The 26,518-nt window shown below is 68.8% G+C and carries 26 protein-coding genes; 13 read left to right on the top strand and 13 right to left on the bottom strand.

Annotated elements, in window-relative coordinates; translation table 11 throughout:
* Positions 1-927, bottom strand: a 927-nt coding sequence (locus Q8N19_RS07920) for a serine hydrolase (protein WP_305589474.1), incomplete at its 3' end; no start/stop codon positions are given.
* Between the two features lie 11 nt (positions 928-938).
* Entirely contained in the window at positions 939-1,598 is a 660-nt protein-coding gene (locus Q8N19_RS07915; RefSeq protein WP_305589472.1) for a J domain-containing protein, read from the bottom strand.
* A 53-nt stretch (positions 1,599-1,651) separates the two neighbouring features.
* On the opposite strand from Q8N19_RS07915, the gene Q8N19_RS07910 reads away from it, so the two are divergent.
* From Q8N19_RS07910 to Q8N19_RS07895, 4 genes are all read left to right on the top strand, one after another.
* A complete protein-coding gene (locus tag Q8N19_RS07910) occupies positions 1,652-1,924 on the top strand; it encodes a BolA family transcriptional regulator (RefSeq protein ID WP_305589470.1) in 273 nt (90 codons plus the stop codon).
* 65 nt (positions 1,925-1,989) lie between these two features.
* On the top strand, positions 1,990-2,493 hold the full coding sequence (locus tag Q8N19_RS07905; RefSeq protein ID WP_305589469.1) for a 2Fe-2S iron-sulfur cluster-binding protein: 504 nt from the start codon (positions 1,990-1,992) through the stop codon (positions 2,491-2,493).
* Positions 2,490-3,443, top strand: coding sequence for a xanthine dehydrogenase family protein subunit M (locus tag Q8N19_RS07900; RefSeq protein WP_305589467.1), 954 nt, complete (start codon positions 2,490-2,492; stop codon positions 3,441-3,443). The genes Q8N19_RS07905 and Q8N19_RS07900 overlap by 4 nt, the downstream gene beginning before the upstream one ends.
* A complete protein-coding gene (locus tag Q8N19_RS07895) occupies positions 3,440-5,689 on the top strand; it encodes a xanthine dehydrogenase family protein molybdopterin-binding subunit (RefSeq protein WP_305589465.1) in 2,250 nt (749 codons plus the stop codon). The genes Q8N19_RS07900 and Q8N19_RS07895 overlap by 4 nt, the downstream gene beginning before the upstream one ends.
* Before the next feature lie 16 nt (positions 5,690-5,705).
* Here the strand turns inward: Q8N19_RS07895 and Q8N19_RS07890 are convergent, their stop codons facing one another.
* The 4 genes from Q8N19_RS07890 to Q8N19_RS07875 all read right to left on the bottom strand — a co-directional run bounded on the left by Q8N19_RS07890 (position 5,706) and on the right by Q8N19_RS07875 (position 9,236).
* Positions 5,706-6,080 carry a response regulator gene (locus Q8N19_RS07890; RefSeq protein WP_305589463.1) on the bottom strand — a complete coding sequence of 125 codons (375 nt, stop codon included), beginning with the start codon at positions 6,078-6,080 and terminating at the stop codon, positions 5,706-5,708.
* Positions 6,081-6,277: 197 nt separating this feature from the next.
* Positions 6,278-7,567 carry an HlyC/CorC family transporter gene (locus tag Q8N19_RS07885; RefSeq protein ID WP_305589461.1) on the bottom strand — a complete coding sequence of 430 codons (1,290 nt, stop codon included), beginning with the start codon at positions 7,565-7,567 and terminating at the stop codon, positions 6,278-6,280.
* Positions 7,564-8,691, bottom strand: a complete 1,128-nt coding sequence (gene aroB / locus Q8N19_RS07880) for a 3-dehydroquinate synthase (protein ID WP_305589459.1) — start codon at positions 8,689-8,691, stop codon at positions 7,564-7,566. Before aroB ends, Q8N19_RS07885 begins: the two co-directional genes overlap by 4 nt.
* A complete protein-coding gene (locus tag Q8N19_RS07875) occupies positions 8,688-9,236 on the bottom strand; it encodes a shikimate kinase (protein ID WP_305589457.1) in 549 nt (182 codons plus the stop codon). The genes aroB and Q8N19_RS07875 overlap by 4 nt, the downstream gene beginning before the upstream one ends.
* Positions 9,237-9,408: 172 nt before the next feature.
* On the opposite strand from Q8N19_RS07875, the gene Q8N19_RS07870 reads away from it, so the two are divergent.
* Positions 9,409-10,407, top strand: coding sequence for a sensor histidine kinase (locus Q8N19_RS07870; protein ID WP_305589455.1), 999 nt, complete (start codon positions 9,409-9,411; stop codon positions 10,405-10,407).
* A 7-nt stretch (positions 10,408-10,414) separates the two neighbouring features.
* On the opposite strand, the gene Q8N19_RS07865 is transcribed toward Q8N19_RS07870, so the two are convergent.
* Entirely contained in the window at positions 10,415-11,860 is a 1,446-nt protein-coding gene (locus Q8N19_RS07865) for a coniferyl aldehyde dehydrogenase (protein WP_305589453.1), read from the bottom strand.
* Positions 11,861-11,972: 112 nt separating this feature from the next.
* On the opposite strand from Q8N19_RS07865, the gene Q8N19_RS07860 reads away from it, so the two are divergent.
* The 6 genes from Q8N19_RS07860 (at position 11,973) to Q8N19_RS07835 (ending at position 19,223) form a co-directional block, all read left to right on the top strand.
* The gene (locus Q8N19_RS07860; RefSeq protein ID WP_305589451.1) at positions 11,973-13,292 is read left to right on the top strand and encodes a hypothetical protein; all 1,320 of its coding nucleotides are present in this window, start codon (positions 11,973-11,975) and stop codon (positions 13,290-13,292) included.
* Complete coding sequence (locus Q8N19_RS07855) at positions 13,289-14,209, top strand: site-specific tyrosine recombinase XerD (protein WP_305589449.1); 921 nt, start codon at positions 13,289-13,291, stop codon at positions 14,207-14,209. Before Q8N19_RS07860 ends, Q8N19_RS07855 begins: the two co-directional genes overlap by 4 nt.
* The gene (locus Q8N19_RS07850) at positions 14,210-15,256 is read left to right on the top strand and encodes a mechanosensitive ion channel family protein (protein WP_305589448.1); all 1,047 of its coding nucleotides are present in this window, start codon (positions 14,210-14,212) and stop codon (positions 15,254-15,256) included.
* A 122-nt stretch (positions 15,257-15,378) separates the two neighbouring features.
* Positions 15,379-16,338 carry an acetyl-CoA carboxylase carboxyltransferase subunit alpha gene (locus tag Q8N19_RS07845; RefSeq protein WP_305589447.1) on the top strand — a complete coding sequence of 320 codons (960 nt, stop codon included), beginning with the start codon at positions 15,379-15,381 and terminating at the stop codon, positions 16,336-16,338.
* Positions 16,339-16,421: 83 nt separating this feature from the next.
* On the top strand, positions 16,422-17,447 hold the full coding sequence (locus Q8N19_RS07840) for a nitronate monooxygenase family protein (RefSeq protein ID WP_305589445.1): 1,026 nt from the start codon (positions 16,422-16,424) through the stop codon (positions 17,445-17,447).
* Between the two features lie 93 nt (positions 17,448-17,540).
* On the top strand, positions 17,541-19,223 hold the full coding sequence (locus tag Q8N19_RS07835) for an alpha/beta fold hydrolase (protein ID WP_305589443.1): 1,683 nt from the start codon (positions 17,541-17,543) through the stop codon (positions 19,221-19,223).
* On the opposite strand, the gene Q8N19_RS07830 is transcribed toward Q8N19_RS07835, so the two are convergent.
* The 5 genes from Q8N19_RS07830 to Q8N19_RS07810 form a co-directional block, all read right to left on the bottom strand.
* The gene (locus Q8N19_RS07830; RefSeq protein ID WP_305589441.1) at positions 19,220-20,233 is read right to left on the bottom strand and encodes a low specificity L-threonine aldolase; all 1,014 of its coding nucleotides are present in this window, start codon (positions 20,231-20,233) and stop codon (positions 19,220-19,222) included. The two genes, Q8N19_RS07835 and Q8N19_RS07830, sit on opposite strands and share 4 nt — an antisense overlap.
* Positions 20,230-21,381 carry an epoxide hydrolase family protein gene (locus Q8N19_RS07825; protein ID WP_305589439.1) on the bottom strand — a complete coding sequence of 384 codons (1,152 nt, stop codon included), beginning with the start codon at positions 21,379-21,381 and terminating at the stop codon, positions 20,230-20,232. The genes Q8N19_RS07830 and Q8N19_RS07825 overlap by 4 nt, the downstream gene beginning before the upstream one ends.
* A 75-nt stretch (positions 21,382-21,456) precedes the next feature.
* Complete coding sequence (locus Q8N19_RS07820) at positions 21,457-22,056, bottom strand: TetR/AcrR family transcriptional regulator (protein WP_305589437.1); 600 nt, start codon at positions 22,054-22,056, stop codon at positions 21,457-21,459.
* 138 nt (positions 22,057-22,194) lie between these two features.
* A complete protein-coding gene (locus tag Q8N19_RS07815) occupies positions 22,195-23,346 on the bottom strand; it encodes a trans-acting enoyl reductase family protein (RefSeq protein WP_305589435.1) in 1,152 nt (383 codons plus the stop codon).
* Entirely contained in the window at positions 23,343-24,446 is a 1,104-nt protein-coding gene (locus Q8N19_RS07810) for an NADH:flavin oxidoreductase (protein ID WP_305589433.1), read from the bottom strand. Before Q8N19_RS07810 ends, Q8N19_RS07815 begins: the two co-directional genes overlap by 4 nt.
* A gap of 141 nt (positions 24,447-24,587) precedes the next feature.
* Here Q8N19_RS07810 and Q8N19_RS07805 point away from each other — a divergent pair, with 141 nt between their 5' ends.
* Positions 24,588-25,574 carry an NADPH:quinone reductase gene (locus tag Q8N19_RS07805; protein ID WP_305589431.1) on the top strand — a complete coding sequence of 329 codons (987 nt, stop codon included), beginning with the start codon at positions 24,588-24,590 and terminating at the stop codon, positions 25,572-25,574.
* Positions 25,571-25,954 (top strand): DUF4440 domain-containing protein, encoded by a 384-nt coding sequence (locus tag Q8N19_RS07800; protein WP_305589430.1) that lies wholly within the window; start codon positions 25,571-25,573, stop codon positions 25,952-25,954. Before Q8N19_RS07805 ends, Q8N19_RS07800 begins: the two co-directional genes overlap by 4 nt.
* A gap of 98 nt (positions 25,955-26,052) precedes the next feature.
* Here Q8N19_RS07800 and Q8N19_RS07795 read toward each other — a convergent pair whose 3' ends face one another.
* Complete coding sequence (locus tag Q8N19_RS07795; protein ID WP_305589429.1) at positions 26,053-26,466, bottom strand: hypothetical protein; 414 nt, start codon at positions 26,464-26,466, stop codon at positions 26,053-26,055.
* Between the last annotated feature and the right edge of the window lie 52 nt (positions 26,467-26,518).

Genomic DNA, 26,518 nt, shown 5'->3' with positions numbered 1-26,518 from the left:
CAGCCGCTCGGGTCCCGTCCGGCTCTGAGCCATCAGGTCGAGCAGAAGGGCGGTGGAGCCGGGCGAGAGCAGCTCGCCGGCGGCTAGCCGGTCCAGCGCCTCGACCATGGCGGCGGGGCTCGCGCCGTCGGGCGGCGCGCTGAGATAGGCCTCGAGGGCCGCTCGCCGGGTTTCCTGGGGCATGGCGGCCCGGGCGCGCCAGAAATTGCGGCCGAAGGAGAATTCAGGCCGCCAGTCGAGGCCGGCGATGGCGGTCTGGAAGTAGCGCTCTTCGTCGGCGAGGCTGATGGCGCCCAGTTCACGGGCGCTGATCACCGCCCGCACATGGTCGGGACCGCCCACCAGGCGCATCAGGATATCGTTGGCGGCATTGTCGCTGCGTGTGGCGGCGCTGGCCAGCAGCTCCCCCACGGTGGTGGCGTAGCCGTTGCGCCCGACATGGTCGCGGATCGGCTGGTGGAAGATGCTCAGATCCTCCCGCCGCACCAGGACGGGATCGTCCAGGCTCAGGACGCCGCGATCCACCGCGTCCAGGACGCTGACCGCCACCCAGAGCTTGCTGACGCTCTGCTGCGGATAGAGGGCCTCGCCGTCATGGGCGGCGGTCCAGCCCCCCTCAAGATCGCGCACGGCGATGCCGGCGCGGCCATCGAACGCCGCGCCCAGGGCGGCGATCTGGGCCGCCAGGGGGGCTGGCGCCTGGGGGACGGGGGGCGGCAGCTTCAGGTTCGCCCACTGATCCACCGGCGCCCCGCCTGCGCCCCAGGTCGTGGGCCCAGGGACCAGGGTCGCGGCGCCAAAGGCGGCCAGGGCGAAGGTCGCAGCGGTCAGGGTGAGGGCCAGACGGCGGCGCGCCTGCGCCCGGGCCTGGCGCGCCGCCTGGCGGGCCGTCTTCATCTCCAGGATCGTGCCGCCGCCCCCGGTCACCTCAGCGTTCCTCAGACCATCCCGGCCTTGCGCAGGGCCTGATAGGCCTTGATCACCCGCTGCAGCTTGTTCTCGGCCGAACGGTCGCCGCCATTGGCGTCCGGGTGGCAGCGCTTGACCAGCTCGGTATAGCGCGCCCGGATCGCCGGCCCTTCGGCGTTGTCGTCGAGGTCCAGGTCGGCGAGGGCGTTGCGTTCGATCTTGCCGAGTCGGCGGGCAGGCTGGGCCTGCGGGCCCGGGCCGTGGGCGCCCCCGTGGCCGAACAGGTTGAACGGATCCTGGTAGCCGCCTTTGCCGCGGGCGAAGTTCTTGGTGAAGGTGGCGGACTCTCGCGAGTTGCGGCTGGCCTTGAAGTCCCAGGTCGGCCGTCCGCCGGTGGTCTGCTCCTGCTCCTGGCGGGCCTTGATCTCGCCCTCGCTCATGCCGGCGAAGAAGTTCCAGTTGCGATTGTATTCCGCCGCGTGCGGCTGGCAGAACCAATAGTGCTCGTTCATCATCTCCCGGGACTTGGGCGCCCGCGCCGCGGCGGGCATGGAGCAGCCGGGATGATCGCAACGGCGCTCACCGGGCTTCAGAGCGAAAACGTCGTCGGCGCGCTCCGTTTCCCCCGGCTTGGGGGGGCGGACGCGGATATCGACGAACTTGGGCTTGTATTGAAACGCGCCGGGCATGCCCCAAGTATGGGCCTACGGCCCGCACTTTTGAAGAATTGAAGATTTGAGCAATGGGCGCCATATTCGATGCCATTCACCAAAAGCTCACCCAAGCCTTCGCGCCGACCCGCCTGGAGATCGAGGATGAGTCCTCGCGCCATGCCGGCCACGCCGGCGCACGGCCCGGCGGTGAGACCCATTTCAATGTCCTGATCGAGGCGCAGGCCTTCGCCGGCGCACCGAAGGTGGCCCGGCAGCGGATGATTTACCGCGCCCTGTCCGAAGAGATGGCCGGGCCGGTGCACGCCCTGTCGCTCAAGGCCCTGGCGCCCGGCGAGACCTGACGCCGCAAGCCGACCAGAATTCCAATAGGACGGCGATTTCCGTCCAGCGTTTGGGGAGACGCCCGTTGAAGACCAGTTTTACGCTCAATGGCCAGGCCGCCAGCCTGGACCTTGATCCGCGCACGACCCTGCTGGACGCCCTGCGGGAAAACCTGGGGCTCAAGGGCTCCAAGAAGGGCTGCGACCATGGCCAGTGCGGCGCCTGCACGGTCTTGGTCAACGGCCAGCGGATCAACGCCTGCCTCTCGCTCGCCGTAACGCACGAAGGCGACGAGATCACCACCATCGAGGGCCTGGCCCAGGGCGAGGCCCTGCATCCGGTCCAGGCGGCGTTCCTGGAGCAGGACGCCTTCCAGTGCGGCTACTGTACGCCGGGCCAGATCTGCTCGACGGTCGGCATGTTGAAGGAGGCCGCTGACGGCTGGGCGAGCCTGGTGACGGAAGACCTGACGGCCGACACGGTCCTCACGGACGCGGAAATCCGCGAGCGGATGAGCGGCAATCTCTGTCGCTGCTCGGCCTATCCCCAGATCCTGGCGGCCATTCGCAGCGCCGGAGGCGTGGCATGAAGCCCTTCACCTACGAACGCCCCGCCGATGTGACCGAGGCCCTGGCCATGGCGGCCGCCGTGCCTGGCGCGCGCTTCCTGGCCGGCGGCACCAATCTCGTCGATCTGATGAAGCTGCAGATCGAGCAGCCGACCCATCTGGTGGATGTCAGCCGTCTGCCGCTCGGCCAGATCGAGGAGACGGCCGAGGGCGGTCTACGTCTGGGGGCGACCACCAGCAACAGCCAGGTGGCCGCCGACGCCAAGGTCCGCGCCCGCTATCCGGCCCTGGCCCAGGCCATCCTGTCGGGGGCCTCGGGTCAGTTGCGCAACAAGGCGACGACCGCCGGCAACCTGCTGCAGCGGACCCGCTGCGCCTATTTCTACGACACCACCAAGCCCTGCAATAAGCGCCAGCCCGGCGCCGGTTGCGCGGCCATCGGCGGCATCTACGCCAACACCGCCATCTTCGGCGCCAGCCAGGCCTGCATCGCGACCCATCCCTCGGACATGGCCGTTGCCATGAGCGCCCTGGACGCCCAGGTGGAGATCGCCGGCCCGGGCGGACGGGCGCGCGCCATTGCGCTTGAGGACCTGCACCGGCTGCCTGGCGAGACCCCGCACATCGAGACGACCCTTGAGCCCGGCGAGATGATCACCGCCGTCGTCCTGCCGCCGCCCCCGCCGGGCGGCCAGATCTATCGCAAGGCCCGGGAGCGGGCCTCCTACGCCTTCGCCATCGGCAGCGTGGCCGTGGCCGGCGGCAAGGTCGCCCTGGGGGCGGTCGCCCATAAGCCCTGGCGCGCCAGGGTGGCTGAACAGGCCCTGGCCGGCGGGGCGGGCCCCGCCGAGGCCATGGCCGCCGAGTTGGCGTCGGCTCAGCCAGACGGCCACAATGACTTCAAGCTCAAGCTGATGGCCCGCCTCGGCGCGGCCTGCCTCACCACCACCGGCGCAGGGAGCGACCAATGAGCTCGGTCAAGGATTGGGCGGCGCCGACCCCCATCAGCGAGAACCGCAGCGGCCTGATCGGCAAGGGCGTCGATCGCTATGAGGGCCGGTTGAAGGTCACCGGCACGGCCCCCTTCGCCTATGAGGTCGAGGCCCCGTCGCCCCCAGCCTACGGAGTGCTGATCGCCTCGCCGATCGCCAAGGGCGTGGTCAGCTCGGCCGATATCTCCGCAGCGCAGGCGGCCCCAGGTGTGCGCCTGGTCTGGACCCCGCACAATGTGCCGGCCCAGGGCGAGCGCGGGGCGAAGATCAATCCCCGCAGTCAGCGGGGCTCCAACCCGGCCCTGGCGGCGAAGATCGAACATTTCGGCCAGCATGTGGGCTTTGTGGTCGCCGACACCCTGGAGAACGCCAAGGCCGCCGCGGCCCTGGTGCGCTTCGACTACGCCGCCGAGCCCGCCGACCTGATCTTCGAGGACAACCTCGATGCGGCCGACCAGCCGGAGGGCGAGGAGGATGTGCGCATCGGCGACTTCGAGGCGGCCTTTGCGGGGGCGCCCGTTCGCCTGGACGAGACCTATGTCAGCCCGCTGCAGAACCACGCCCAGATGGAGCCCTGCGCCACCACCGCCTGGTGGGACGGCGACAACGTCACGGTCCACACCTCGATCCAGATGGTGAAGGGCGGCCAGCACACCCTGGCCGAAACCCTGATGATCCCCTCGACCCAGGTCCGCCTGCTGACCCGCTATATCGGCGGCGGTTTCGGCGGCAAGGGACAGTCCTATGACGACCTGACGCTAGCGGCCCTGGCCGCCCGCGAACTCGGCCAGCCGGTCAAGGTCGCCTATACTCGCCAGCAGATGTTCCAGGCGACCATCCATCGCCCAGCCGTGCATATGCGGGTTCGCCTGGGCGCCCAGCCCGACGGACGACTGGACGCCTTCGCCCTAGAGGCGGTGACCCACTGCCGTCGTGAGGCCCCGTTTACTGAGCATGCGGCCAACTTCGCCCGCAGCCTCTATGCCGCGCCCAACCGGCTGACCGGCCACCGCTTGGTCAAGCTCGACATCCCGGCCGCCGGCGCCATGCGGGCCCCGGGCGAGGCCTCGGGCATGCTCAGCCTGGAATGCGCCATGGACGAACTGGCCGAACAGCTCGGCCTTGATCCCATCGCCCTGCGGCTGCGCAACGAACCTGAGACCGATCCTGAGACCGGCAAGCCGTTCAGCACCCGCCAGCTGGTGCGCTGCATGACCGAAGGCGCCCAGCGGTTCGGCTGGGACCGGCGCAATCCCAAGCCCGGCCAGGTCCGCGACGGCCGCTGGCTGGTGGGACTGGGCATGGCCGCGGCCATCCGCGGCAACTTCCTGCTGCCGGCCAAGGCGGGCGTGCGGATCGACGCCGATGGGACCATCACCCTGCGCCAGGGCATGACCGACATCGGCACCGGCACCTACACGATCCTGGCCCAGATCACCGCCGAGACGCTTGGCGTGCCGCTCGCCCAGGTGAAGGTGGAGCTGGGGGATTCAGACTTCCCGCCGGCGCCGGGCTCCGGCGGTCAGTTCGGCGCGGCGACCGCCGGCTCTGCGGCCTTTGCGGCGGGCATGAACCTGCGCAAGGCCCTGGCCGAACTGGCCATCGGCGACCCCAACTCGCCGCTTTATGGCGATGATCCCGAACTGGTGACCTTCGGCGGCGGCAATATCGCGGTGGACAATCGCGCCGAGCCGCTGGACCAGCTGGTGGCCCGGGCCGCGCCGGACGGCGTCTATGTGGAGGGCTCGATCACGCCGGCCGCCGACGCGCGGGACTATTCCCAGCACACCTACGGCGCCCATTTCGCCGAGGTGGGCGTCGATCCCGACACCGGCGAGGTTCGCCTGCGCCGCATGTTTGGGGTGTTCGCCGCCGGCCGGATCCTCAACGCCAAGACCGCCATGAGCCAGATCACCGGTGGGATGATCTGGGGCGTGGGCACCGCCCTGCACGAGTACAATGAGGTCGATCCCCGCTACGGCTCATTCATCGCCCAGGACCTGGCCGGCTATCACGTGCCGGCCCATGCCGACATCGTCAACCTGTCGGCCATGTTCCTCGACGAGGTGGACGACAAGGCCAATCCCATGGGCATCAAGGGGGTAGGGGAGCTGGGCATCGCCGGCGCGGGCGCGGCCATCGCCAACGCGGTCTACAACGCCTGCGGCGCCCGCATCCGTAACTATCCGCTGACGCCGGAAAAGGTGCTCGCCGCCCTGCCATAGGGCGGCGGGCGAGGCCTCAGACCCGGGCGTGAAGTTCGCCGAGCACCCGGGCGAGGTCGCTTTCGCGGAAGGGCTTCTGTAGCACCGGCGCGCCCTTGTCGACGTCGCGCAGGCCCGCGTCGCCATAGCCGGTGGCGAAGGCGAAGGGGGCGCCCTTGGCTCGCAGGATGTCGGCCAGGGGGAAGATCGGCTGTCCGCCGAGGTTGACGTCCAGAACCGCGCAATCGATCTCGTGGCTCTCCACCAGGGCGATAGCTTCCTCCAGGCGTGAGGCTGGCCCGACGACCTTGCAGCCCAGGTCGCTCAGCATGTCCTCGATCAGCATCGAGACCATCATCTCGTCCTCAACCACGAGGACCCGCATGCCGGCGAGCTTGGCGAGATCAGTCATGGGAAGGCTCCAGGTCGCCACAGGCGGGGGGGAAGGTTGCCGCAAAGCCCAGGCAAAGGCAAAGCTTGTCGGTGAACGCCCCGGGGCCGGGGCGGCGTCTCAGAAGGACGATCATCGGCACGGTCTCTCCGCCAGCTTCGCCGCAGATAACGCCAGCCTACGGCCAGGGTTCCCGGCTGCGACACAACCTTCGGTGGTCAGTCCTCGACAGGCGCCTCGATGGGCGGCGAGATCCGCAGGGCGGTGATCTGGTTGCGCTCGCGCCGGACGACCTGGAAGCGGTGGCGATGGAAAATGAAGGTCTGGCCGACCCGCGGAATGGTCTGCGCCTCGTGGATCACCAGACCCGCCACCGTCACGGCGTCCTCGTCTGGCAGGTCCCAGTCCATGGCCCGGTTGAGGTCGCGGATCGGCACCGAGCCGTCGACGCTGACCGAGCCGTCCGGCTGCGGCCGCACGCCCGGCACGGCGATGTCGTGCTCGTCCTCGATCTCGCCGACAATCTCCTCGAGGATGTCCTCTAGCGTGATCAGGCCCTTCAACCCGCCATACTCGTCCACCACCAGGGCGAAGTGAGTGTGGCGCTTGAGGAAGGCGTTGAGTTGGTCCTTCAGATTGGTGGTGTCGGGGATGAACCACGGCTCCCGCAGGATGGCCTGAAGATCGACCGCGTCCATGTCGCCATCGGATTCCGCCAGGGCGCGCAACAGGTCCTTGGCGTGCAGGAAGCCGACGATGTTCTCGGGATCATCGCGATAGACCGGCATGCGGGTGTGGGCGCTGCCCAGAACAGCAGCGACGAACTCCCTGACGGGCAGGGCGATGTCGATCATGGAGACCGATTTCCGGTGCACCATCACCTGGCCCACGTCCATGTCCGCCAGATCGAGGACGCCGCCGAGCATCAGCCGGTCGCGATTCTCCACCAGGCCTTCGGAGTGGTGATACTCCACCGCCCCGCGGATCTCCTCATGGGCGGCCAGGACATCGGTTTCCATGTCCAGCTTGATGCCGAAGGGCCGCAGGGTCAGGCGCACCACCCATTGGGCGCTGTTGGCCAGGGGGCCGAAGATCTTCACGATCCAGATCGCCGGCAGCGAGAGCAGGCGCGCGGCCCGGTCAGGCTGGGCGATGGCCAGGGTCTTGGGCAGAATCTCGGCGAAGATCACCACCAGGGCGGTCATGACCACCGTCGCAATCAGGGGGCCCGTGGGGCCCGGAATGGCGGCGGTCAGGACTGTGGTGGCCAGGGCCGAGGCCCCGATGTTGATGGCGTTGTTGGACAGCAGAATGGCGCCGATCAGCCGTTCCTGATTGCTGATCAGCCGGTTGACCCGGGCGGCCGCCTTGTCGCCGTCCCGCTCCATCTTGTGCATGCGGCTGCGGCTGGCCGCGGTCATCGCGGTTTCAGTGCCCGAAATCATGGCCGAGCAGAACAGCAGGAAGAGGATGGCCGGGGCGAGCCCGATGAGGATAGCCGTGATCATGCCGTCGCGCCGGTAGTGCGGGCGCCCTCCGCGATGAGATGCTGCAGGATGGAAGCCGCGTCGACATCCCGGGCGACGAAGGCGTCCCCCAGGGCGCGGGGGAGAATGAAGGTCAGCCGACCGCCCTCCGCCTTCTTGTCCTGGCCCATGTGCGCCAGAAGCTTTTCACCCTCGAACGGGTGGCCAGGCAGGGCGTCCATGCGCACCGGCAGCCCCACTGCGGCGATGGCGGCTTCGGCCCGGGCGGCGTCCTGAGGCGAGCAAAGCGCCTGGCCGGCGGAAAAGCGGAAGGCCTGGGCCATCCCGATGGCCACGGCCTCGCCGTGCAGCAGGTCGTCGCCATAGCCGCTCTCGGCCTCAAGGGCGTGGCCGAAGGTGTGGCCCAGGTTCAGCAGAGCCCGTCGTCCGCCTTCGCGCTCGTCCTCGGCCACGATCTGCGCCTTCATCTCCACCGACCGGCGCACGGCGTGGGCCAGGGGCTCGGGCGCCAGGGCGATGACGTCGGACCCATGGGCCTCCAACCAGGCGAAGAAGTCGACGTCACCCAGCAGGCCGTACTTGATGATCTCCGCGTAGCCGGCCCGGATTTCCCGCGCCGGCAGGCTTGAGAGCACGTCGAGGTCGGCCAGCACCAGGCGGGGCTGGTGGAAGGCGCCGATCAGGTTCTTGCCCCGCGGCGTGTCGATGGCGGTCTTGCCGCCCACCGAGGAGTCCACCTGGGCCAGCAGGGTGGTGGGGATCTGTACGAAGTCGATGCCGCGCTTGTAGATCGCTGCAGCGAAGCCGGCGAGGTCGCCCACCACGCCGCCGCCGAAGGCCACGATCAGGTCGCCGCGGTCCAGTTCCAGGGCCAGCAGGTCGTCGCTGACCCGGGCCAGCATCTCGAAGCTCTTGGAGCCTTCGCCGGCCGGAACCAGCACCGGCGTGGCGTTGATCCCCTCGGCCGACAGAGCCGCGGCGAGGGCGGCGCCATGCAGACGCCAGACGGTCTCGTCGCTGATGATGGCGGTGCGGCCGCGCTTGAGCAGGGGGCGGATATGGCGCCCGGCCTGGGTCAGCAGGCCTGACCCGATGCGCACCTCATAGGCCCGGTCGCCCAGGCCCACGGTCACGGTCTGGCTCATGAGCCTTCCTTGGCGAGATATTCAGTCAGGGCGTCGATCACCTGGGCGACGGTCACGTGGTGGGCGGTGTCGCCGGTATCCACGACCACATGCGCCTGAGCGTAAAGCGGGTAACGAAGCTCAGACTGGGCCTTCAGAACGGTCAGGGGATCGGAGTCCTTGAGCAGGGGGCGGGTGTCCTTGCGACCCACACGCCTGGCCAGGAGCTCCAGATCGGCGCGAAGCCATACCACCAGGGCCTTCGACTTGAGCAGCGCCCGGGTCTCATCGTTCACAAAGGCCCCACCGCCCGTGGCCAGCACATGGGGGGGCTCATCCAACAGGCGCTGGATCACCCGGCGTTCGCCGTCCCGGAAGGCGGCCTCGCCCAGTTCGGAGAAGATCTCGGTGATGGCGCGCCCGGCGGCGGCCTCCACCTCGGAGTCCGCGTCGCGGAAGGGGAGCTCAAGCGCATTGGCCAGCCTTCGGCCGACGCTCGACTTGCCGACGCCCATCAGGCCCACCAGGGCGATGGTGCGGTGACGGAGGGGTTCATATCGATCCATGAGGCGCAAGGCTTTACACGAGGCCGCCGCGCCGCGCCAACCACCTCGGGCCCTCGGGGAGGCCCGAACCCGCCCATTCCGCACCGATTCGAGAATGACCAACCGCGGCCGGAGACTATTGGCCCTCTCGGCGCGTTGAGGCCCCGGACACCAACTTAAGGGCGCATTCGCCTTGATTGACCCGGACCTGGCTTACCTCATTGTGGAAAACGCCCGAGACTATGCCGTCTTCACCCTGGAGCCGGACGGCCGTATCGCCGCCTGGTCGCCGGGTGCGCAGACCATTTTCGGCTACCGTCCGGAGGAGGCCATCGGCATGCCGTTCGCCGAGCTGTTCCTGGCGCCGGACGTGGCGGCCAGGACCCCGGAGGCCGAGATGGCCAAGGCCTATCGTGATGGGCGCGCTGAGGACACTCGCTGGCACGTTCGCCAGAATGGGGAGCGGTTCTGGGCCAATGGCGTAACTATGACGCTGGGGGACAGGCCGCAGCTGATCAAGTTCTTGCGGGACGAGACCGCCGCCAAGCTGGCGGAAGACCAGCGCATCCTGTTGCTCAATGAACTGAACCACCGGTTCAAGAAAACCCTGGCCACCGTCCAGTCCATTGTCGATCACACTCTGCGCGCCGCCGACGTGGACGCCGGCACCCGCAATGTCCTGACCGAACGGCTCATCGCTCTGGCTCAGGCCCACAATGTGCTGGTGGCCGAGAGCTGGGCCGGGGCCGATCTCGGCGCCATTGTCGAGCGCGCCCTGGCGCCGCACGACGGCTCAGGCCGGGGGCGGTTCCGTATAGAGGGGCCGAGGGTCTTCCTCAGCCCGCAGCAGGCGGTCTCCCTGTCCCTGGTGCTGCACGAGCTGACCACCAACGCCATCAAGTATGGGGCCCTCTCGACCGTGGACGGACAGGTCGCCATCTCCTGGAACCTGGCCCATGACGCGATGGGCGCGCGCAGCATGAACCTCCTGTGGGAAGAGACCGGTGGCCCGCCCGTGGCGCCTCCGGGGGATCGGGAGGGCTTTGGTCTGCGCCTGATCGCCCGCAGTTTTGGCCAGGACGGAGATGGTCGAACCCGGATCGAGTATCGCCCGGAGGGGCTGGTCTGCTCGGTCAATGTCCCTCTCGCCCAGGCCGAGGGCGTTTCCATCCTCAACCTGGGCGAAATCTAGGGATTGCTCAGCGCTTGACCGCGCCCTTCAGATAGCCGGCGATGGCCGGACCATAGGGCGGTCGCATCCGCTGGAGGGGACCGATATCCTTCTTCAGCTGGCTGTAGACCGACTTGCGGTGGCTGAATTCCTTGAAGCCGTCGTGGCCGTGATAGGAGCCCATGCCCGAGGGGCCGACGCCGCCGAAGGGCAGCTCTTCCTGGGCCACGTGGAAGATGACGTCATTGACGGTGGCCCCGCCGGAGGTGGTGTGGGTCAGCACCTTCTCCTTCTCGGCCTCGTCGGTCCCGAACCAGTAGAGGGCCAGGGGCCGCTCACGGCTGTTCACATAGTCGATGGCCGCCTGGGTTCCGCGATAGGTCTTCACCGGCAGGACGGGGCCGAAGATCTCCTCCTGCATGACGGCCATGTCGTCGGTGGGATTGAGGATCAGGGTCGGTGGGATCTTGCGATAGGGCTGCTGGCTGAAGTCCTCGCCGGCGGGGTTGAGTTCGACCACCTGGGCGCCCTTGGCCCGGGCGTCCTCGATATAGCCGGTGATCCGCTCATAGTGGTTCTGGGCGATGATGGCGGTGTAGTCGGGATTGTCCTTCAGGGTCGGGAACATGCGGGCCACCGCGCCGCGCGCCTCCTCCACGAAGGCCCCGACCTGGCCCTCGGGCGCCAGGACATAGTCCGGCGCCAGGCAGATCTGGCCGGCGTTCAGGGTCTTGCCGGCCATGATGCGGGCCGCGGCCAGGCCCATGTCGGCGCCTTCGGACAGGATGACCGGGCTCTTGCCGCCCAGTTCCAGGGTCAGCGGCACCAGATTGTCGGCGGCTGCGCGCATGACGTGGCGGGCCACCGCCGTGCCCCCGGTATAGATCAGGTGGTCGAAGGCCAGCCCCGAGAAGGCGCGACCGACGTCCGGTCCGCCGGTGAAGACGGCGATCTCGTCTTCGCTGAAGGCCTTGGCGAACATCGCCTTCATCAGGTCGGAGGTCTTGGGTGTGAACTCCGAGGGCTTGATCATCGCCCGGTTGCCCGCCGCCAGGATGCCGGCCAGGGGTCCGAAGGTGAGATTGACCGGGAAGTTCCAGGGGCTGATCACGCCCACCACGCCCTTGGGCTGGAACTGCAGCTGCGCCTTGGCGCCGAACAGGCCGAGGATGGCGGGCGTCGTCTTGCGCTTCTCCGGCGCCATCCATTTCCGCAGGTGGGACTTGGCATGCTTCAGCGGACCGATGGAGGCGGCGATGTCGGTCAGGCCTGTAACCGCCTTGGAGCGCGAGCCGAAGTCGTCATTAATGGCGTCGGCGATCTCCTCGGCATGGTCGATCAGCAGATCAATACAGCGGTCCAGCCGCGCCAGCCTCAATTGCTCCGAGGGCGGCCCCTCGGCCAGTTGAGCGGCCTTCTGGCGCTCAAGGATACGCTGCATGTCGTCACGGGTGGGCTCGGCGGACGTGGTCATGGGGGCCTCGCATCTGAGTTTGAAACCAGTGAAGCTCGGTTTACCTCGGGGCTGTCATGCAAAATCCGCACGGAAGGCATGACCGCTGCTCAAGCCAGTCTAAGGTGGGCCCATGCTGAAGTTCAGATCCTCCCTCTTCGCCAGCTTCGCGCTCCTCGCCGCCGCCTGGCCTGGCGCCTCGATCGCTCAGTCGGTCGAGAGCGTCATGTTGCCGGCCCCCGACCGGTTTTCGGCCGCCGGGCGCGAGACCGGCCTTGGTCCCGACCTGTGGAATGGCGCGTCGGCGGCCACGGCGCGGACGGTCGTGCCGCTGCTCGCCCAGAAGCCCCTGTCGCCGGCGGCCTCAGCCCTGGCGCGTGCGGTTCTGGCCACCGGCGCTCGCGGTCCCGAAGGCGGCGGGGACGATCCCGCCCTGGCTGCGGCGAGGGCTCAGGCTCTAATCGCCCTGGGGGAGGCGGCCTCGGCCCAGGCGGTCCTGCGCCGGACCGGCGGGCTTGATCGCAACGCCGCCTTGTCCGAGGTCGCGGCAGACGCCGCCCTCCTGACCGGCGCTGACCAGGAGGCCTGCGACATCGCCCAGGCCCTCAGCGTCGAGCGCGATCAGATTTACTGGCTTCGCCTGCGCGCCTATTGCCAGGCCCGGGCCGGGGAGCCCGCTGCGCGGCTGACCTATGATCTGGCTCAAGGGGTGGAGCGGGACGCGATCTTCGCCCGGCTGATGGGGGCGAAGCTCGCCGGGACCGGCGACCCCGGCGCCGCCGCGCTTCGGACCGGCCTGGACCTCGCCCTGTCTCGCAGTCTCAGCCTCGACCTGGCCGCCGCCGAGCCGGGACCCGGCGTGGCCGGCGCCCTGGACGGCCCGCCGCCGCCGGAGGCGCGCTGGCCGATGATCGCCGGCGAAGGCCCGGTGTCGGCCGCCATGGCCGTACTGGCCCAGGGCGACCTGGCCCTGGCCGAGGGGGTGCGCAGCGCCCTGGCCCAGGACGACGCGCCCCAGCCCGACGCGCTGGATCTGGCCCTGCTCGACGCCCTGATCGCCGCCGCCGCCGGCCGACAGGACGGCCCCACCCTCGACCGGTTGGTGGAGCGCGGCGGGGTGGGCGAGGCGCGCAACCGCCGGCGCGCCCAGGAGGCCGCCCTGATCCTCGCCGCTCTGGGCACGCCGTTCAGCCCACAGGCCCGGGGGGAATTCGCCGCCTTCACCCTGCCGCAGGCCAAGGCTCCGGTGGCCCGGGCCTTCGCCATGGATCAGGCGGCTGGCGCTAGGCTCGCCGGCGAGACCGCGCTGCTGGCCCTTTGGACCAGCGCCGAGGCCGGACCGAACGGTCCAGCGGCGGCCGACCGCGCCCGGATCATCGCCGCCCTGGCCGCCGCCGGCCTCCATGACCATGCCCGGGCCTATGCGGTCGAAGGCCTGCTGGCCCTGAGATGAGCGCCCAGACCACCGAAGGCTGGGTCGAGGCCTTTCTCGAGATGATGTCAGTGGAGCGGGCCGCAGCCCGCAACACCCTGACCGCCTATGGCAAGGACCTGGCCGACGCCCAGGCCTTCCTGGCCGGACAGGGGACGAGCCTCGCCGAGGCCAGCGCCGAGGCGGTGGAGTCCTATTTCGCCGCCCTCGGCGAGCGGGGGCTCGCCCCGGCCACGGCGGCCCGGCGGCGCGCCAGCGTGCGCCAGTTCTACCGCTTCGTGCTCGGAGAGGGCTGGCGGACCGATGACCCGTCCCGCCGGGTGGACGCGCCCCGCAAGGGCCGACCCCTGCCGCGCACCCTGGAGCGGGCCGAGGTGGACGCCCTGATCGCGGCTGCGGGCGCTCGGGACGGCGCCCAGGGACTGCGTCTGGCCTGCATGGTGGAGCTGCTCTACGCGTCTGGCCTGCGGGTTTCGGAGCTGACGGCCCTGCCGCTGGCCATACTGGCCCGGGACCCGGCCTATCTGATCGTCAAGGGCAAGGGCGGCAAGGAGCGGCTGGCGCCCCTGAACGCCACCGCTAGGGCGGCGGTGAAGGCCTATCTGGAGGTCCGCAAGACCTTCTTGCCCAAGGGCGACGCCGCCAATCCCTGGCTGTTCCCGTCCCGAGGCAAGGGCGGCCGGCTGACGCCCAGGCGACTGGCGCAGCTGATGGACGAGGCCGCGGCCGCCGCCGGGATCGATCCGGCCCGGGTCAGCCCCCATGTGCTGCGCCACGCCTTTGCGACCCACTTGCTGGAGGGCGGCGCCGACCTGCGGGTCGTCCAGACCCTGCTGGGGCACGCCGATATCGCCACGACGCAGATCTACACCCACCTGGCCGGCGACCATCTGCGACAGGTGGTGGAAACCAAACATCCGCTGGGGCGTAAGCGCTGAATGCAGACAGAATTTGAGCGGGTGGAGGAGTTCGTCCTTTTCACCATTGGCCGAACGCCTGTGACGCTGGGCGGGATCATCGCCGGCGCCCTCGTCGTGGTGTTGGCCTTTGTCGTCGCTGCAGTGGTGGCCTTCGCCCTCCGGCGGTTGCGCAGCCGCGTCCGGTATGGCGGCTCGGCCCTCTATATTGTCGAGAAGCTGGTCACCTATGGGGTTGTCATTGTCGGCCTGGTCGCAGGCCTCTCCACCGTCGGCCTCGACTTCTCCTCCCTGGCCATCTTCGCCGGGGCGGTGGGTGTCGGCGTGGGTCTCGGGCTGCAGGGCGTGGTCAAGGAGTTCGTCTCCGGCCTGGTCCTGATCTTCGACCGGGTGGTCAATATCGGCGACTATGTGGAGCTGGAAGGCGGGCAGCGGGGCCAGGTGCAGGAGATCGGTCCGCGGGCGACCCGCATCCGCAACAACGACAATATCGACATTATCGTCCCCAATTCGCACCTGATCGAGGGGACCCTGGTCAACTGGACCCTGCACGGGCAGACCCGTCGGATTCACATTCCCTTCTCGGTGGCCTATGGGGCGGACAAGGACAAGGTGCGCGACGCCGTTCTGGCGGCCGCCCGGGCCTTGCCCTTCGCCATGCCTGAGAGTGAGGCGCACAAGTCCCAGGTCTGGCTGGTCGGCTTCGGGGATTCGGCCCTGAATTTCGAGCTGCTGGTCTGGCCAGACCTCAATGCCGCCAAACGGCCCAATGCGATGCTGGCGGCCTATACCTGGGCTATTGATGACGCCCTGCGCGCGGCGAACATCGAGATTCCCTATCCGCAGCAGGATCTGCGCATCCGCAGTCTGTTCGGTCACGAGGGCGAAGGCGCCCTGGAAGCCCTGGGCCTGAAGACGCCGAGCGCCCAGCAGCCGGCCGAGGCGCCGCAGGCCTCGGTCAATGACGCCGCTGAGGACGTCGTAAGGCCGCTGCCGGAACCCGAGCCTGAACCCGATCCCGAGGCGCGTCCGGAAACCGCTACAGCAGAAATCGCCGGCCCGCCCTGACAGGACATCGGAACGGAAGCGAGCTAGCGTCAATTCCCCTCGGGCGAGGGCGCCCTTGTGACCGTGCGGGTTCCCGCCTAACTTCCCGCGCTTCCGCGCACAGCCAAGGACAAGACACCTCGATGGCCGCACATTATCTCGAGTTCGAGCGCCCCATCGCTGAACTCGAAGCCAAGATCGAGGAACTGCAGCGCCTGTCGGAGACGGCCGAAGGTGGCGGCATGGATTCCGAAATCGAAGCCCTGCGCGCCCGGGCCGCCGAGCTTAGGGTCAAGGCCTACGCAAAGCTTGACCCCTGGCAGAAGACCCAGGTCGCCCGCCATCCCGAGCGCCCCCACTTCGTGGATTATGCGGCGGGCCTGATCGAGGACTTCGTCGAACTGCGGGGCGACCGCAAATATGCTGATGATCAGGCCCTGATCGGCGGGCTTGGCCGTTTCCGGGGCCGTCCGGTGATGATCCTCGGCCACGAAAAGGGCCACGACACCGCCAGCCGGGTGAAGCACAATTTCGGCTCGACCCGTCCGGAGGGCTATCGCAAGGCCATCCGGCTGATGGACATGGCCGAGAATTTCAACCTGCCGGTCATCAGCTTCATCGACACCGCCGGCGCCTATCCCGGCGTGGGCAGCGAGGAGCGCGGCGTGGCCGAGGCGATCGCGCGTTCGACCCAGCGCTGCCTGACCCTGGGCGTGCCGATGATCTGCGTGGTCAGCGGGGAGGGCGGGTCCGGCGGCGCCATCGCCATCGCCTCGGGCAACCGGGTGCTGATTCTGGAGCACGCCATCTATTCGGTGATCTCCCCTGAGGGGGCCAACTCCATCCTGTGGCGGGGGTCGCGCACGGCCGAAGAGGCCGCCAAGGCGATGAAGATCTCAGCCCAGGACCTGCTGAAGATGAAGATCGTCGATCGGATCGTGCCCGAGCCGCCCGGCGGCGCCCATTCCGACCGCGAGGCCATGCTGCAGACCCTGGGCGACGTGCTGGAGGAGGAGCTGGACAGCCTCGTCGCCCTCTCCGCCGACGAGCTGCGGGCCCGCCGGGCGGCGCGCTTCTACGCCATCGGCCGTTCGGGCCTCTGATCGGCCGAGCCTGGCCCTGCCCTCAGGAAAGAACGCGGGTCACCCGCAAGCGCGGCTTGCCTGAACGCCGTTCAAGGGTTTGAGTGACTCAAACAACTGTTTGGGAGGACGTCATGGCCTTGAAGACCCGTTTCACCGAGATGTTCGGCGTCGAGCATCCGGTCGTGCAGGGCGGCATGCAGTGGGTCGGCCGCGCCGAGCTGGTGGCCGCCGTGGCCAATGCCGGGGGCCTGGGCTTCATCACCGCCCTGACCCAGCCGACGCCTAAGGACCTGGTCAAGGAGATCGAGCGCTGCCGGTCCATGACCGACAAGCCGTTCGGCGTGAACCTGACCATCCTGCCGGCCATCAATCCACCGCCCTATGCGGAGTACCGCCAGGCGATCATCGATTCTGGAATCAAGATCGTCGAGACCGCCGGCAACAAGCCCGCCGAGCATGTGGAAGAGCTGAAGAAGCACGGGGTGCTGGTCATCCATAAGTGCACGGCCGTCCGCCACGCCCTGTCGGCCGAGCGGATGGGGGTGGACGCCATCTCCATCGACGGCTTCGAGTGCGCCGGCCACCCGGGCGAGGACGATATTCCGGGCCTGATCCTGATCCCGGCCGCCGCCGACAAGGTGAAGATCCCGATGATCGCCTCCGGCGGCTTCGGCGACGGCCGCGGCCTGGCGGCAGCCCTGGCGCTGGGCGCCGAGGGCATCAATATGGGCACCCGCTTCATGTGCACGGTGGAAAGCCCGATCCATGAGAATGTGAAGCGTCAGATCGTCGAGAATGACGAACGGGCCACCGACCTGATCTTCCGCACCATGCACAACACCAGCCGGGTGGCGCGCAACGACATCAGCCGCCAGGTCGTCGAGCTGGAGCGCTCCGGCGCCAAGTTCGAAGACGTGCGCGAACTGGTTGCCGGGACCCGCGGCCGGGTGGTCTATGAGACCGGCGATCCGGAGCACGGCATCTGGTCGGCCGGCATGATCCAGGGCCTGATCCATGACATCCCCACCTGCCAGGAGCTGATCAGCCGGATCGTCGCCGAGGCCGAGGAGATCATCGAGGGCCGTATGGCGCGGATGGTCGGCCGCCGGTCGCCGGCCATGGCCTGACCGACGCGGGGTGATCGCACGCAAGCTTGGCGCACAGGGCGACCCGTGTAATCTGGGACTTCCCCCAGTTTCGTCATTTGCGTCTGATCACCCGTGTCCCCTTCCGCTGCGCCGAAAGCTGACGCTGCTCAGCTGATCGAGACGATCTACGCCGTCGCGGCGCGTCCCGAACGATGGGAGGAGATCATCGCCGCTGTCGGGGCGGCGCCCGAGGCGGCGCCAGAGACCGACTCGGTCCTGGTGAATTTCCGCAGCCTGGAGGACGGCGCGCTAGGGGCGAAGGCGAGCCTGGGCGTCATCCTCCTTTCCCCCGCAGGGGGCGTCGTCGGCTGGAATGGTCCCGGGGCGGCGCTGTTTCGCGACCGCCTGGGGGTGGTCGAGAGCCGCGGCCTGAGGTTCTTCAACCCCTCCAACCATGAGGCCCTGGCCCATGCCCGCGCGCGGCTGGCGGACTCCCAGGCCAGCCAGGTGATCGTGAAGCTCGTCCAGGCCGACGATGATGACCCGCATTTCGCCTACATGTCGCCGCTGGCCGCGACGCCGCCTGAGCTGATCCTCGGGATCGACGGCGCCGACCGCGCCTCGGCGGCCCTGATCTTCCCGGCGGTGGAGGCCACCGATCATCTCTGGCGGACGATCCGGGACAGCTTTGGCCTGACGCCCGCGGAGACCCGGCTGGCGGCGCGGCTGAAGGATGGTCTCACGCTCAAGGAGTCCGCCGAGGACCTGAACGTCTCCCTCAACACCGTCCGCAACCAGCTTCGGGCGGTGTTCGAGAAGATGGGCCTGAACCGCCAGAGCGACCTGGTCCGGGCGCTCGCCCAGCTCAGCGCCCTGTCCTCGTCCCTGCAGACCACGGCGCCCGATACGGTGGCGGCCACCGAGGCCGGCGCCCTGGGCGCCGCGCCGGAGGTGCGCACTCACCGGCTGGCCGATGGCCGGGCCCTGGCCTATCGCGCCTACGGCGATCCGGCCGGCCAGGCCTGCGTGATGGTCCACCAGGGTCTGGGCTCGAGCCTGCTGCCCCGGGGCACCGATCAGCTCGCGCGGGATCTGGGCCTTTACATCATCTGCGCCGAGCGGCCAGGCACCGGTCGTTCCGATCCCCCGGCCGAGCTGAGCTTCGGCTCCATCGCCCGGGACCTCGTGGCCCTGACTGACGCCCTCAATCTGCGCCAGGTGAGGGTGGCGGCCTTCATGAACGGGGTGGGCTTCGCCCTGGCCTATGCCGAGGCCCTGGGTTCGCGGACTGAGCGCCTGCTGCTGGTCTCAGGCCGGCCCACCGGCGTGGAGCCGGAGACCGAGCGCGATCGCCGCCATCCGATGATCCTGCTGCACCGACGCATGGCCAGATCGGCCTGGGCGGTGGGGCCGCTCTATGCGCTGCTGCGCCATCGCCTGTCCCTGCGGCAGGTGGAGACCATGGTCCGCACCGCCGCCTCGGCGCCCGGGGACGCGGCCTATCTGCGCAGCCATCCCGACGTAATCGCCTTCATCTACGACTATATGAGCGAGTGCCTCAGCCGCGGGTCCAAGGGCGCGGCCCGGGAGCTGACGCTGTGCGTGAACACGCCGCACCTGGATCTGCCACGCCTGAGCGCGCCGATCAGCGTCTGGTATGGCGCCGATGACCCTGGCGCCTCGGCCGAGCGCCTGCTGGCCTGGCTGGGTCGTCCCTGCGCAGACGTGCGGGTCGTGCCCGGCGTCGGCCACTATCTGCCCCACAAGCACTGGCCAGACGTCCTGGCCTGGCTGGCGGCTGACGAGATCAGTTAGGGCAAGACGTCCTTGAGGGCCTCGATCAGCGCCTCAATAGCCTCGATGGTCGTCGCCCAGGAGCACATGAAGCGCACCGAGCCGTCGATGAAGCGATAGACGAACCAGCCGCTGGCGTGCAGCCGCTTCAGGGTCGCCTCATCCATCTCCACGAAGACGGCGTTGGCCTCCACCGGATGGCGCAGGGGCAGGGGCATGAGTTCGGCGAGGCGCCTGGCCATGGCGTTGGCGTGGGCGGCGCGACCTACGAAGGCGCCGCTCTCCAGCATGCCGACGAAGGGCGCGGCGTAGAAGCGGCTCTTGGAGGGCAGCTGGCCCGACTGTTTCAGGCGGGCGTCAAAGCGGGGAACGAGATCCTTGCGGAAGATGACGATGGCCTCGGCCGGGGTCATGCCCGCCTTGGTCCCGCCAATCACCAGGAGGTCGACGCCCAGACCGGCGATGGACTTGAGGTCAAAACCTGCGGCCGCGGCGTTGGCCAGGCGCGCGCCGTCCAGATGCACGCCATAGCCGCGCTCGCGCACCGGCCGGGTCAGGGCGGCCAGGGCCTCTGTGGAATAGACCGTGCCGTACTCGGTGGCGTGGGTCAGGGACAGGGCCGCTGGCGGCTGGGCGTGGGCGCTTTCTGGCTTCGCCAGGGCGGCCTCCAGGGCCTGCGGGTCGATGCGCCCTGAGGCGCCTTCCAACCCCTGGATCGCCAGGCCATGGCCGAAGAAGCCCGGCGCGCCGGTCTCGTCGGTGGCCACATGGGAGTCCCGATGGGCCAGGACGCCTTCGAAGGGCCGGGCCAGGGCCGCCAGGCAGATGGCGTTGGCCGCCGTGCCGGAGGTGACGAAGCGCACCTCGGCGTCGGCGTCGAGCATGCCCCGGATCAGGTCGGCGGCCCGGGAGACGGTGGCGTCGGCGCCATAGCTGGCGGCGAAGCCCGCATTGGCGGCGTTGAGCGCCGCCATGGCTTCGGGGGCGGCCGGGGCGGTATTGTCGGAGGCGAAGTCGTAGCGGGGGCTCATCCCGCCGTTCTACCCCACGCCCTCACATCGTCCACGAAGAGATCAGGCTCCTCCATGGCCGCGAAATGGCCGCCGCTCGGCATCTCGGTCCAGCGGACGATGTTGTAGCCCCGGTCGGCGAAGGACCGCGGCGGGGCGGGATATAGGGCCTCTCCGGGAAAGTTGGCGAAGGCCGTCGGCGTCTCGCAGCGCTGGCCCGGCTGCAGGGCCACGCCGCCTTCCTCCAGCATGCCGCGATAGTACCAGGCGCCGGTGGCGAAGCTGTCGGTCATCACATAGAGCATGATGTTGGTGAGCAGCCGGTCCTTGGAATAGACCGCCTCAAAGCTCTTGGTCCGCAGATCTGACCAGTCGTGGAAGCGCTCGGCGATCCAGGCCGCCTGACCGACGGGATTGGACGCGCCCAGCCAGGCCAGGGACTGGGGCTTGGAGGCCTGCAGGCGGAAATAGGCGCCCATCACGTCCATCATGCCGGCCTGGCGGGTCATCCAGGCGGTCTCTTCCGGGGTCTGCGGCCCGCCGGGCGCACGGAAGGCCATCATGTTGAGGTGAATGGCCCGCACATGAGCGGCGTGGTCGAGCCCGAGCCACGAGGTGATCATGGAGCCCCAGTCGCCCCCCTGGGCCAGATAGGTCTGATAGCCCAGCACCTGCGTCATCAGGGTGTTGAACAACCGCGCGGTGCTGCGCTGACCCATGGGCCGCGAGGGCTTGGATGAGAAGCCGAAACCCGGCAGGGAGGGGATGACGAGGTCATAGGCATCAGCCGCATCGCCGCCGAAGCGGGACGGGAAGGCGAGCTTCTCGATGATCTCCCAGAACTCATAGTGCGAGCCTGGCCAGCCGTGGGACATCAGCAGGGGGCGCTTGCCGCCGGCCTCGCCCACCACGTGGACGAAATGCAGGTCGAAATCCTCGACCCGGGCGGTGAACTGCGGGAAGCGGTTGAGGTCGGCCATGGCGGCGCGCCAGTCATAGGCGCCCGTCCAATGGTCGCAGAGGCTCTTCAGCCAGGCGCCGTCGCAGCCATAGGCCCAGCCATCGGGAACCTCAGGGATCGGCGGCCACGCATAGGCGGCGACCTTGCCCAGGACATCGGCCACCCGGGCCTCGTCCCACTGAACCTCAAACGGCTGAACCTGGCTCACGGCGCGCTCCCTGCTTTTGATTGCCGGAGAGGTTGCCCGGCTTGACCCAGGGCGCGTCAAGGTCGATCGGCCGTCTCAGGTCGTGGGGCGCAATCCCCGCGAGATGGCCGGGATCACCTCGGCGATCAGTTTCCGCGCGCCGCCGGGGGGCAGCTTGCCCACCATCTCCAGCACGATGCAGCCATGGGTCGAGGCCCAGAACATCTCGCCGATCCGCACCGGGTCGCCGGCGAGGTGGCCGGACTCCACCAGGCTGCGGACATACTGGCTCATGGTCGCCCGGGCGCGGTTGGCGGAGCGAGCCAGTTCCGGATAGTCGACCTCGTTGGGCTGATACATGTCGAACATCAGCTTGTAGGTCTGAGGGTGTTCGAAGGCGAAGGTCACATAGGCCTCTCCCACCGCCGCGCCCCTGGCCCGGGCGTCGCCTGGCTTGGCGTAGGCCGCCTCCAGGGCCTCGGCGAAGCGGTCGAAGCCGGCCGTGCGCACGGCCGCCAGGATGTCGTCCTTGTCCTTGAAATAGCGATAGGGAGTCATGGGGCTGACCCCCAGGGCCGAGGCCAGCTGGCGCATGGTCACCGCCTCGGGCCCCCGCTCGGCGAACAGCTGCTCGGCCACCTCGCAGAGGCGGTCACGGAAGTCGGCGACGTCGGACTCGGTCAGGACCCGGGGCATCAGACCTCAGAACAGCAGGTTGAACACATGAACCGTGACAACCTCACTGTTACATTTACGTCGTAAAATCAAGCTGGCCGGGTGTCCCTGGAGACAACGGGTCCCGCCGCCGGTGGCGGCAGGACCTCAGAACCAGATTCAGGCCTCGACCTCGAAGGTCATGCCGGCATTGGCCCGCAGGCGTTCGATCAGCTTCATGCCCATGGCCGCGCCGGGCGTCCAGACGCCGCCGGGGACGTCGGTCGCCTCGTCGATCAGGCAGATGGCCGCCTCGCCGATCATCTTCGAGGTGCAGCCATAGCCCGGATCCTTGTCGCCGGTGACGGCCACCCGCATCTGTTCGTCGCCTTCGCCGAGGCCGATGAACAGGACGTCGAAGAAGCCGGTCTCCCGCTCTTCCTTGCTGGGGCCTTCGCCGGGCTTGGGGCCGCCCTCGGCGCCGAGCGCCGGGGCCGGCGGGGCGTTGGGGTCGACCACCACCATCTCGTCATAGACCAGGTTCTCGCCATAGGCGTGGCCGGTCAGCAGGTTGGAGCGGTGAACGTTGCGGGTGTTGATGGCGGCCATGACGAAGGGACCGACGGTGGCCCCCAGGTCCTTGTCCTCTTCGACCTTGTCGCCCCGGGGCTGTTCAGGGCCCTTGAAGCCCGGTGTCAGGGCGAAGGGGTCGACCATCAGGGCGAACAGGCTGGGATCCTTGGACAGGGCCGCCATGGTGGCCTTCAGGCTGGCGGCGGTGCCGCCGGAGAAGCCGCCCTTCATCTTGCGCACGCGCCCCTTCACCCGGGGCAGGGCGTGGCCGAACTTCGCGGTGGCCTCCTGGGCCAGATAGAAGACGCCGAGCTCGAACGGGATGGAGTCGAAGCCGCAGGAGAAGACGATCCGCGCGCCGGTCTCTTTCGCCTTCGCCTCATGGGCGTCGATCATGTGGCGCATCCAGACCGGCTCGCCGCAGAGGTCGAGATAGTCGGTCCCGGCCAGGGCGCAGGCGGCTACCAGGTCATTGCCGTAGAGCTGGTAGGGGCCCACCGTGGTGATCACCGCCTTGGTGCGCTCCACCATGGCCTTCAGCGAGGCCTTGTCATCGGCGTCGGCGACCACAAACGGCGTCTCGGCGGGCGCGCCGATCTCGTCGCGGACGGCGGCCAGCTTGTCGGCGCTGCGCCCGGCCATGGCCCACTTCACCTCGCCGCCGACGCCGTAGCGTTTGGCCAGGTGTTCAGCCACCAGCCGGCCAGTGAAGCCGGTGGCGCCATAGACGATGATGTCGAATTCGGCGTCTTGTCTCACAGGGCGTCCTCCGTCTGGTCCTGGGCCACGAAGCCCGGCCAGTTGTTCATATAGGTGATGAAGGTGGGGCTCAGGCCTTCGGCAGCCAGATGGGCGCGGGTCACCGGCAGGGCGATCGGCTTGAAGTCCGCATCGGCCTGGACCTTGCGCGGGTAGTCATGGTGCAGGATGGCGGCGCGGCCGATCAGGACATAGTCGGCGCCGGCGCCCAGGGCGTCGCGGGCCTCCTGGCCGCTCATGATCTTGCCTGCGACGCCCAGCCGAACGCCCGATCGCGGCAGTTCGGCGAAGTAGGACATCAGGCTGCGCCCTTTGAACTCGGCCTCGGTTGGCTCCTTGCGCACATCCCAGAGGGACATGTCGAGGAAGTCGAGCGCCGGATGAACCAGCATCTGGGCGGCCAGATCGCGAATCTCGGCCAGCTTCAGGCCAAAGCGTTCCGGCGACAGGCGCAGGCCCACAAGGAAGTCCTCACCGCAGCGGGCGCGGATGCCCTCGATGATCTCCACGACGATCCGGGCGCGGTTCTCGGGCGAGCCGCCATAGGCGTCGGTGCGGTGATTCAGGTCCGGCGACAGGAACTGGCAGAGGATGTAGCCGTGGGCGCCGTGCACCTCGACCCCGTCGAAGCCCGCCCGCTTGGAGCGCTCGGCGCCGGCGATGAAGGCCTCGATGAGGTCTGCGACCTCGGCCTCGCTCAGGGCCCGCGCGCCGGTGTCGGCATCATCGGACGGACAGACCGGCGCCTCACCGATCAGCTCCTTGGGCGAGCGGTTGCCGGCATGGTGCAGTTGCAGGACCGCCACGCTGTCCTGCGCCTTGATGGCGGCGGCCAGCCGGGTCAGGCCGGGAAGATGGTCATCGGAAAAGACGCCCAGCTGGCCCGGGAAGCCCTGGCCGATCTTCTGGACGTGAGCCGCGCAGGTCATGGTCAGGCCAAAGCCGCCCTTGGCCCGCATGGTCAGCCAGTGGAATTCGTCGTCCGACAGGGTCCCGTCGGCGTGGCTCTGGGTGTTGGTCAGCGGGGCCAGCATGAAGCGGTTTGGCATCGCAGGCCCGTGCGGGAAGCTGAGGGGCGCAAACAGGTCAGGCTCAGCCATGGTCTCGTCTCCGGCGTCAGGTGAACCCTGTTCATAGACGAGGCCGCCCTCGCAACGAAGGGGCGACGTAGCGGAAGCCCTAGCTTGTCTCGCTCGGCGGCGCGGGCCATCCAGGGGGCCAAAGCGACTTCAGGAGGTCATATGCGCGCCGTCTGGTACGACAGGACAGGACCCGCCCGAGAGGTGCTCCAGCTGGGCGAGCACCCGACGCCCCAGGCTGGGCACGGCCAGGTGCTGATCGCGGTGAAGGCCTCAGGGGTCAATCCGTCCGATGTGGGCATGCGGGGCGGGGCTTCGGGCGCGCCCATGGCCTATCCGAAGATCATCCCCCACAGCGACGGGGCTGGCGTGGTCGAGGCGGTGGGACCCGGCGTCTCGGCCTCTTGGATCGGGCGCCGCGTCTGGTTCTACAACGGGCAGCGCAATGGCCGAGCCTTCGGTGCGGCAGCCGAGTACATCGAGCTGGATGTGGACCTCATCCGGCCCCTCCCCGACGAGGTGTCGTTCGCGGAGGGGGCGACGCTGGGCATTCCCTGCATGACGGCGCACAGAGCGCTCTTCCTGGCCGGTCCTGTCCAGGGCCGGACCGTGCTGGTGACCGGCGGCGCCGGCGCGGTCGGCCACTATGCGGTGCAACTGGCCAAGTGGGCCGGGGCCACGGTGATCGCGACGGTCTCCAACGCCGACAAGGCTGAGCGGGCCAGGGCCGGCGGCGCTGACCACACCATCGACTATCGCCGCGAGGACGTGGCCGCCCGGGTGCGGGACCTGACCGGCGGCCAGGGCGTGCATCACGTGGTCGAGGTGGACTTTGGCGGCAACGCCGCCTCAACCCTGGCCAGCGTCAGCCTGAACGGCTCGGTGGCCTATTACGCCACCAAGGGGTCTCGGGAGCCGGCGATCCCGGCCGGCGTGCTGATGGGGCTGAACCTCTCGATCCACGGGGTTTATCTGCCGGTCAGCCCGCATGAGGCCAGGCGCCGGGCCCAGGCCGACATCACCGCCTGGATCAGGACAGGCCAGGCCATACTGTCGGTGGCGGGGACCTACCCGCTGGAGGACTGCGCGGCGGCCCACGAGGCCGTGGAGGCCGGGACCAAGGTGGGCACGGTGGTGGTCGAGCCGTGACCACGCCTACGGACGCGATCCTCGCCCGCCGGCGGCTGACCAACAAGCTGATCGCGGCCAAGGAGGCGGCGCGGCTGAAGCCCTTCTTCGTCCCAGGCGTGAACGTGATCGTCGGCGACGGGTCACTGATCAGCGGGGCCGAGGCGGTCGTCGCCGCCTTCGCCGCCCAGTTCGCCGACCCGGACTTCGTGGCCTTTGTCCGCACGGCTGAGGCGGTGGAGCTGGACACAGACGGCGAACGCGCCGCCGAGCGGGGCGCATGGGTGGCGGTCTCCCGCAGCCAGGGCGAGCACATCGCCGGCTGGTACCTGGCCGCCTGGACGAAGGTGCGGGGTCAGTGGCTGATCGAGAGCGAGACCTTCATCACCCTTAGATCATGATGTGATCAGACGGAGCCGTTTGGTCGCATCATGATCTAGACTCAAAGACTTGAGCGCGTTTTGTTCCGATAACCGGTTCCCACTTATCGGAACGCGCTCTAGGGGGTGAGGGGCTCCGCCTCCGCGGCCTTGCGATAGGCGTAGAGCAGCAGGACCTGGGCGGTGATGATGAAGATGGCTGCGCCCGACAGCAGGAAGGCGTCGTCATAGACCTTGGGCGAGAGAACGAACTCGCCTTTCATGATCTTGCGCCAGCCGTTGAAGTGCTGGGTCGAGCCCACCACGAGGCCGAAAACCCCCAGCACCGCGCCCACATAGCGGCTGATCCAGAAGCCGGGATCGGGTGTCAGCATCAAAAGGCCGAGCAGGCCGATCACCGTCCGCTGGGTCCGGCAATAGGGGCAGACATAGACGAGGCCAGAGAGCTCCATGGCCCAGGTCGCGACGCTGATCGCAATCGCGACCAGGCCCAGCAGGCGCATACGCCCCGTCCAGAAGTCCAGTTGCAGCATCACGGCCCCCCGGCTCGACAAGGTCAGGGCCGGACAATGTTACACTATAACC

The organism is Phenylobacterium sp., assembly GCF_030693405.1.
GTDB lineage: Bacteria > Pseudomonadota > Alphaproteobacteria > Caulobacterales > Caulobacteraceae > Phenylobacterium.
This window is presented reverse-complemented; position numbering and strand designations above follow the sequence as displayed.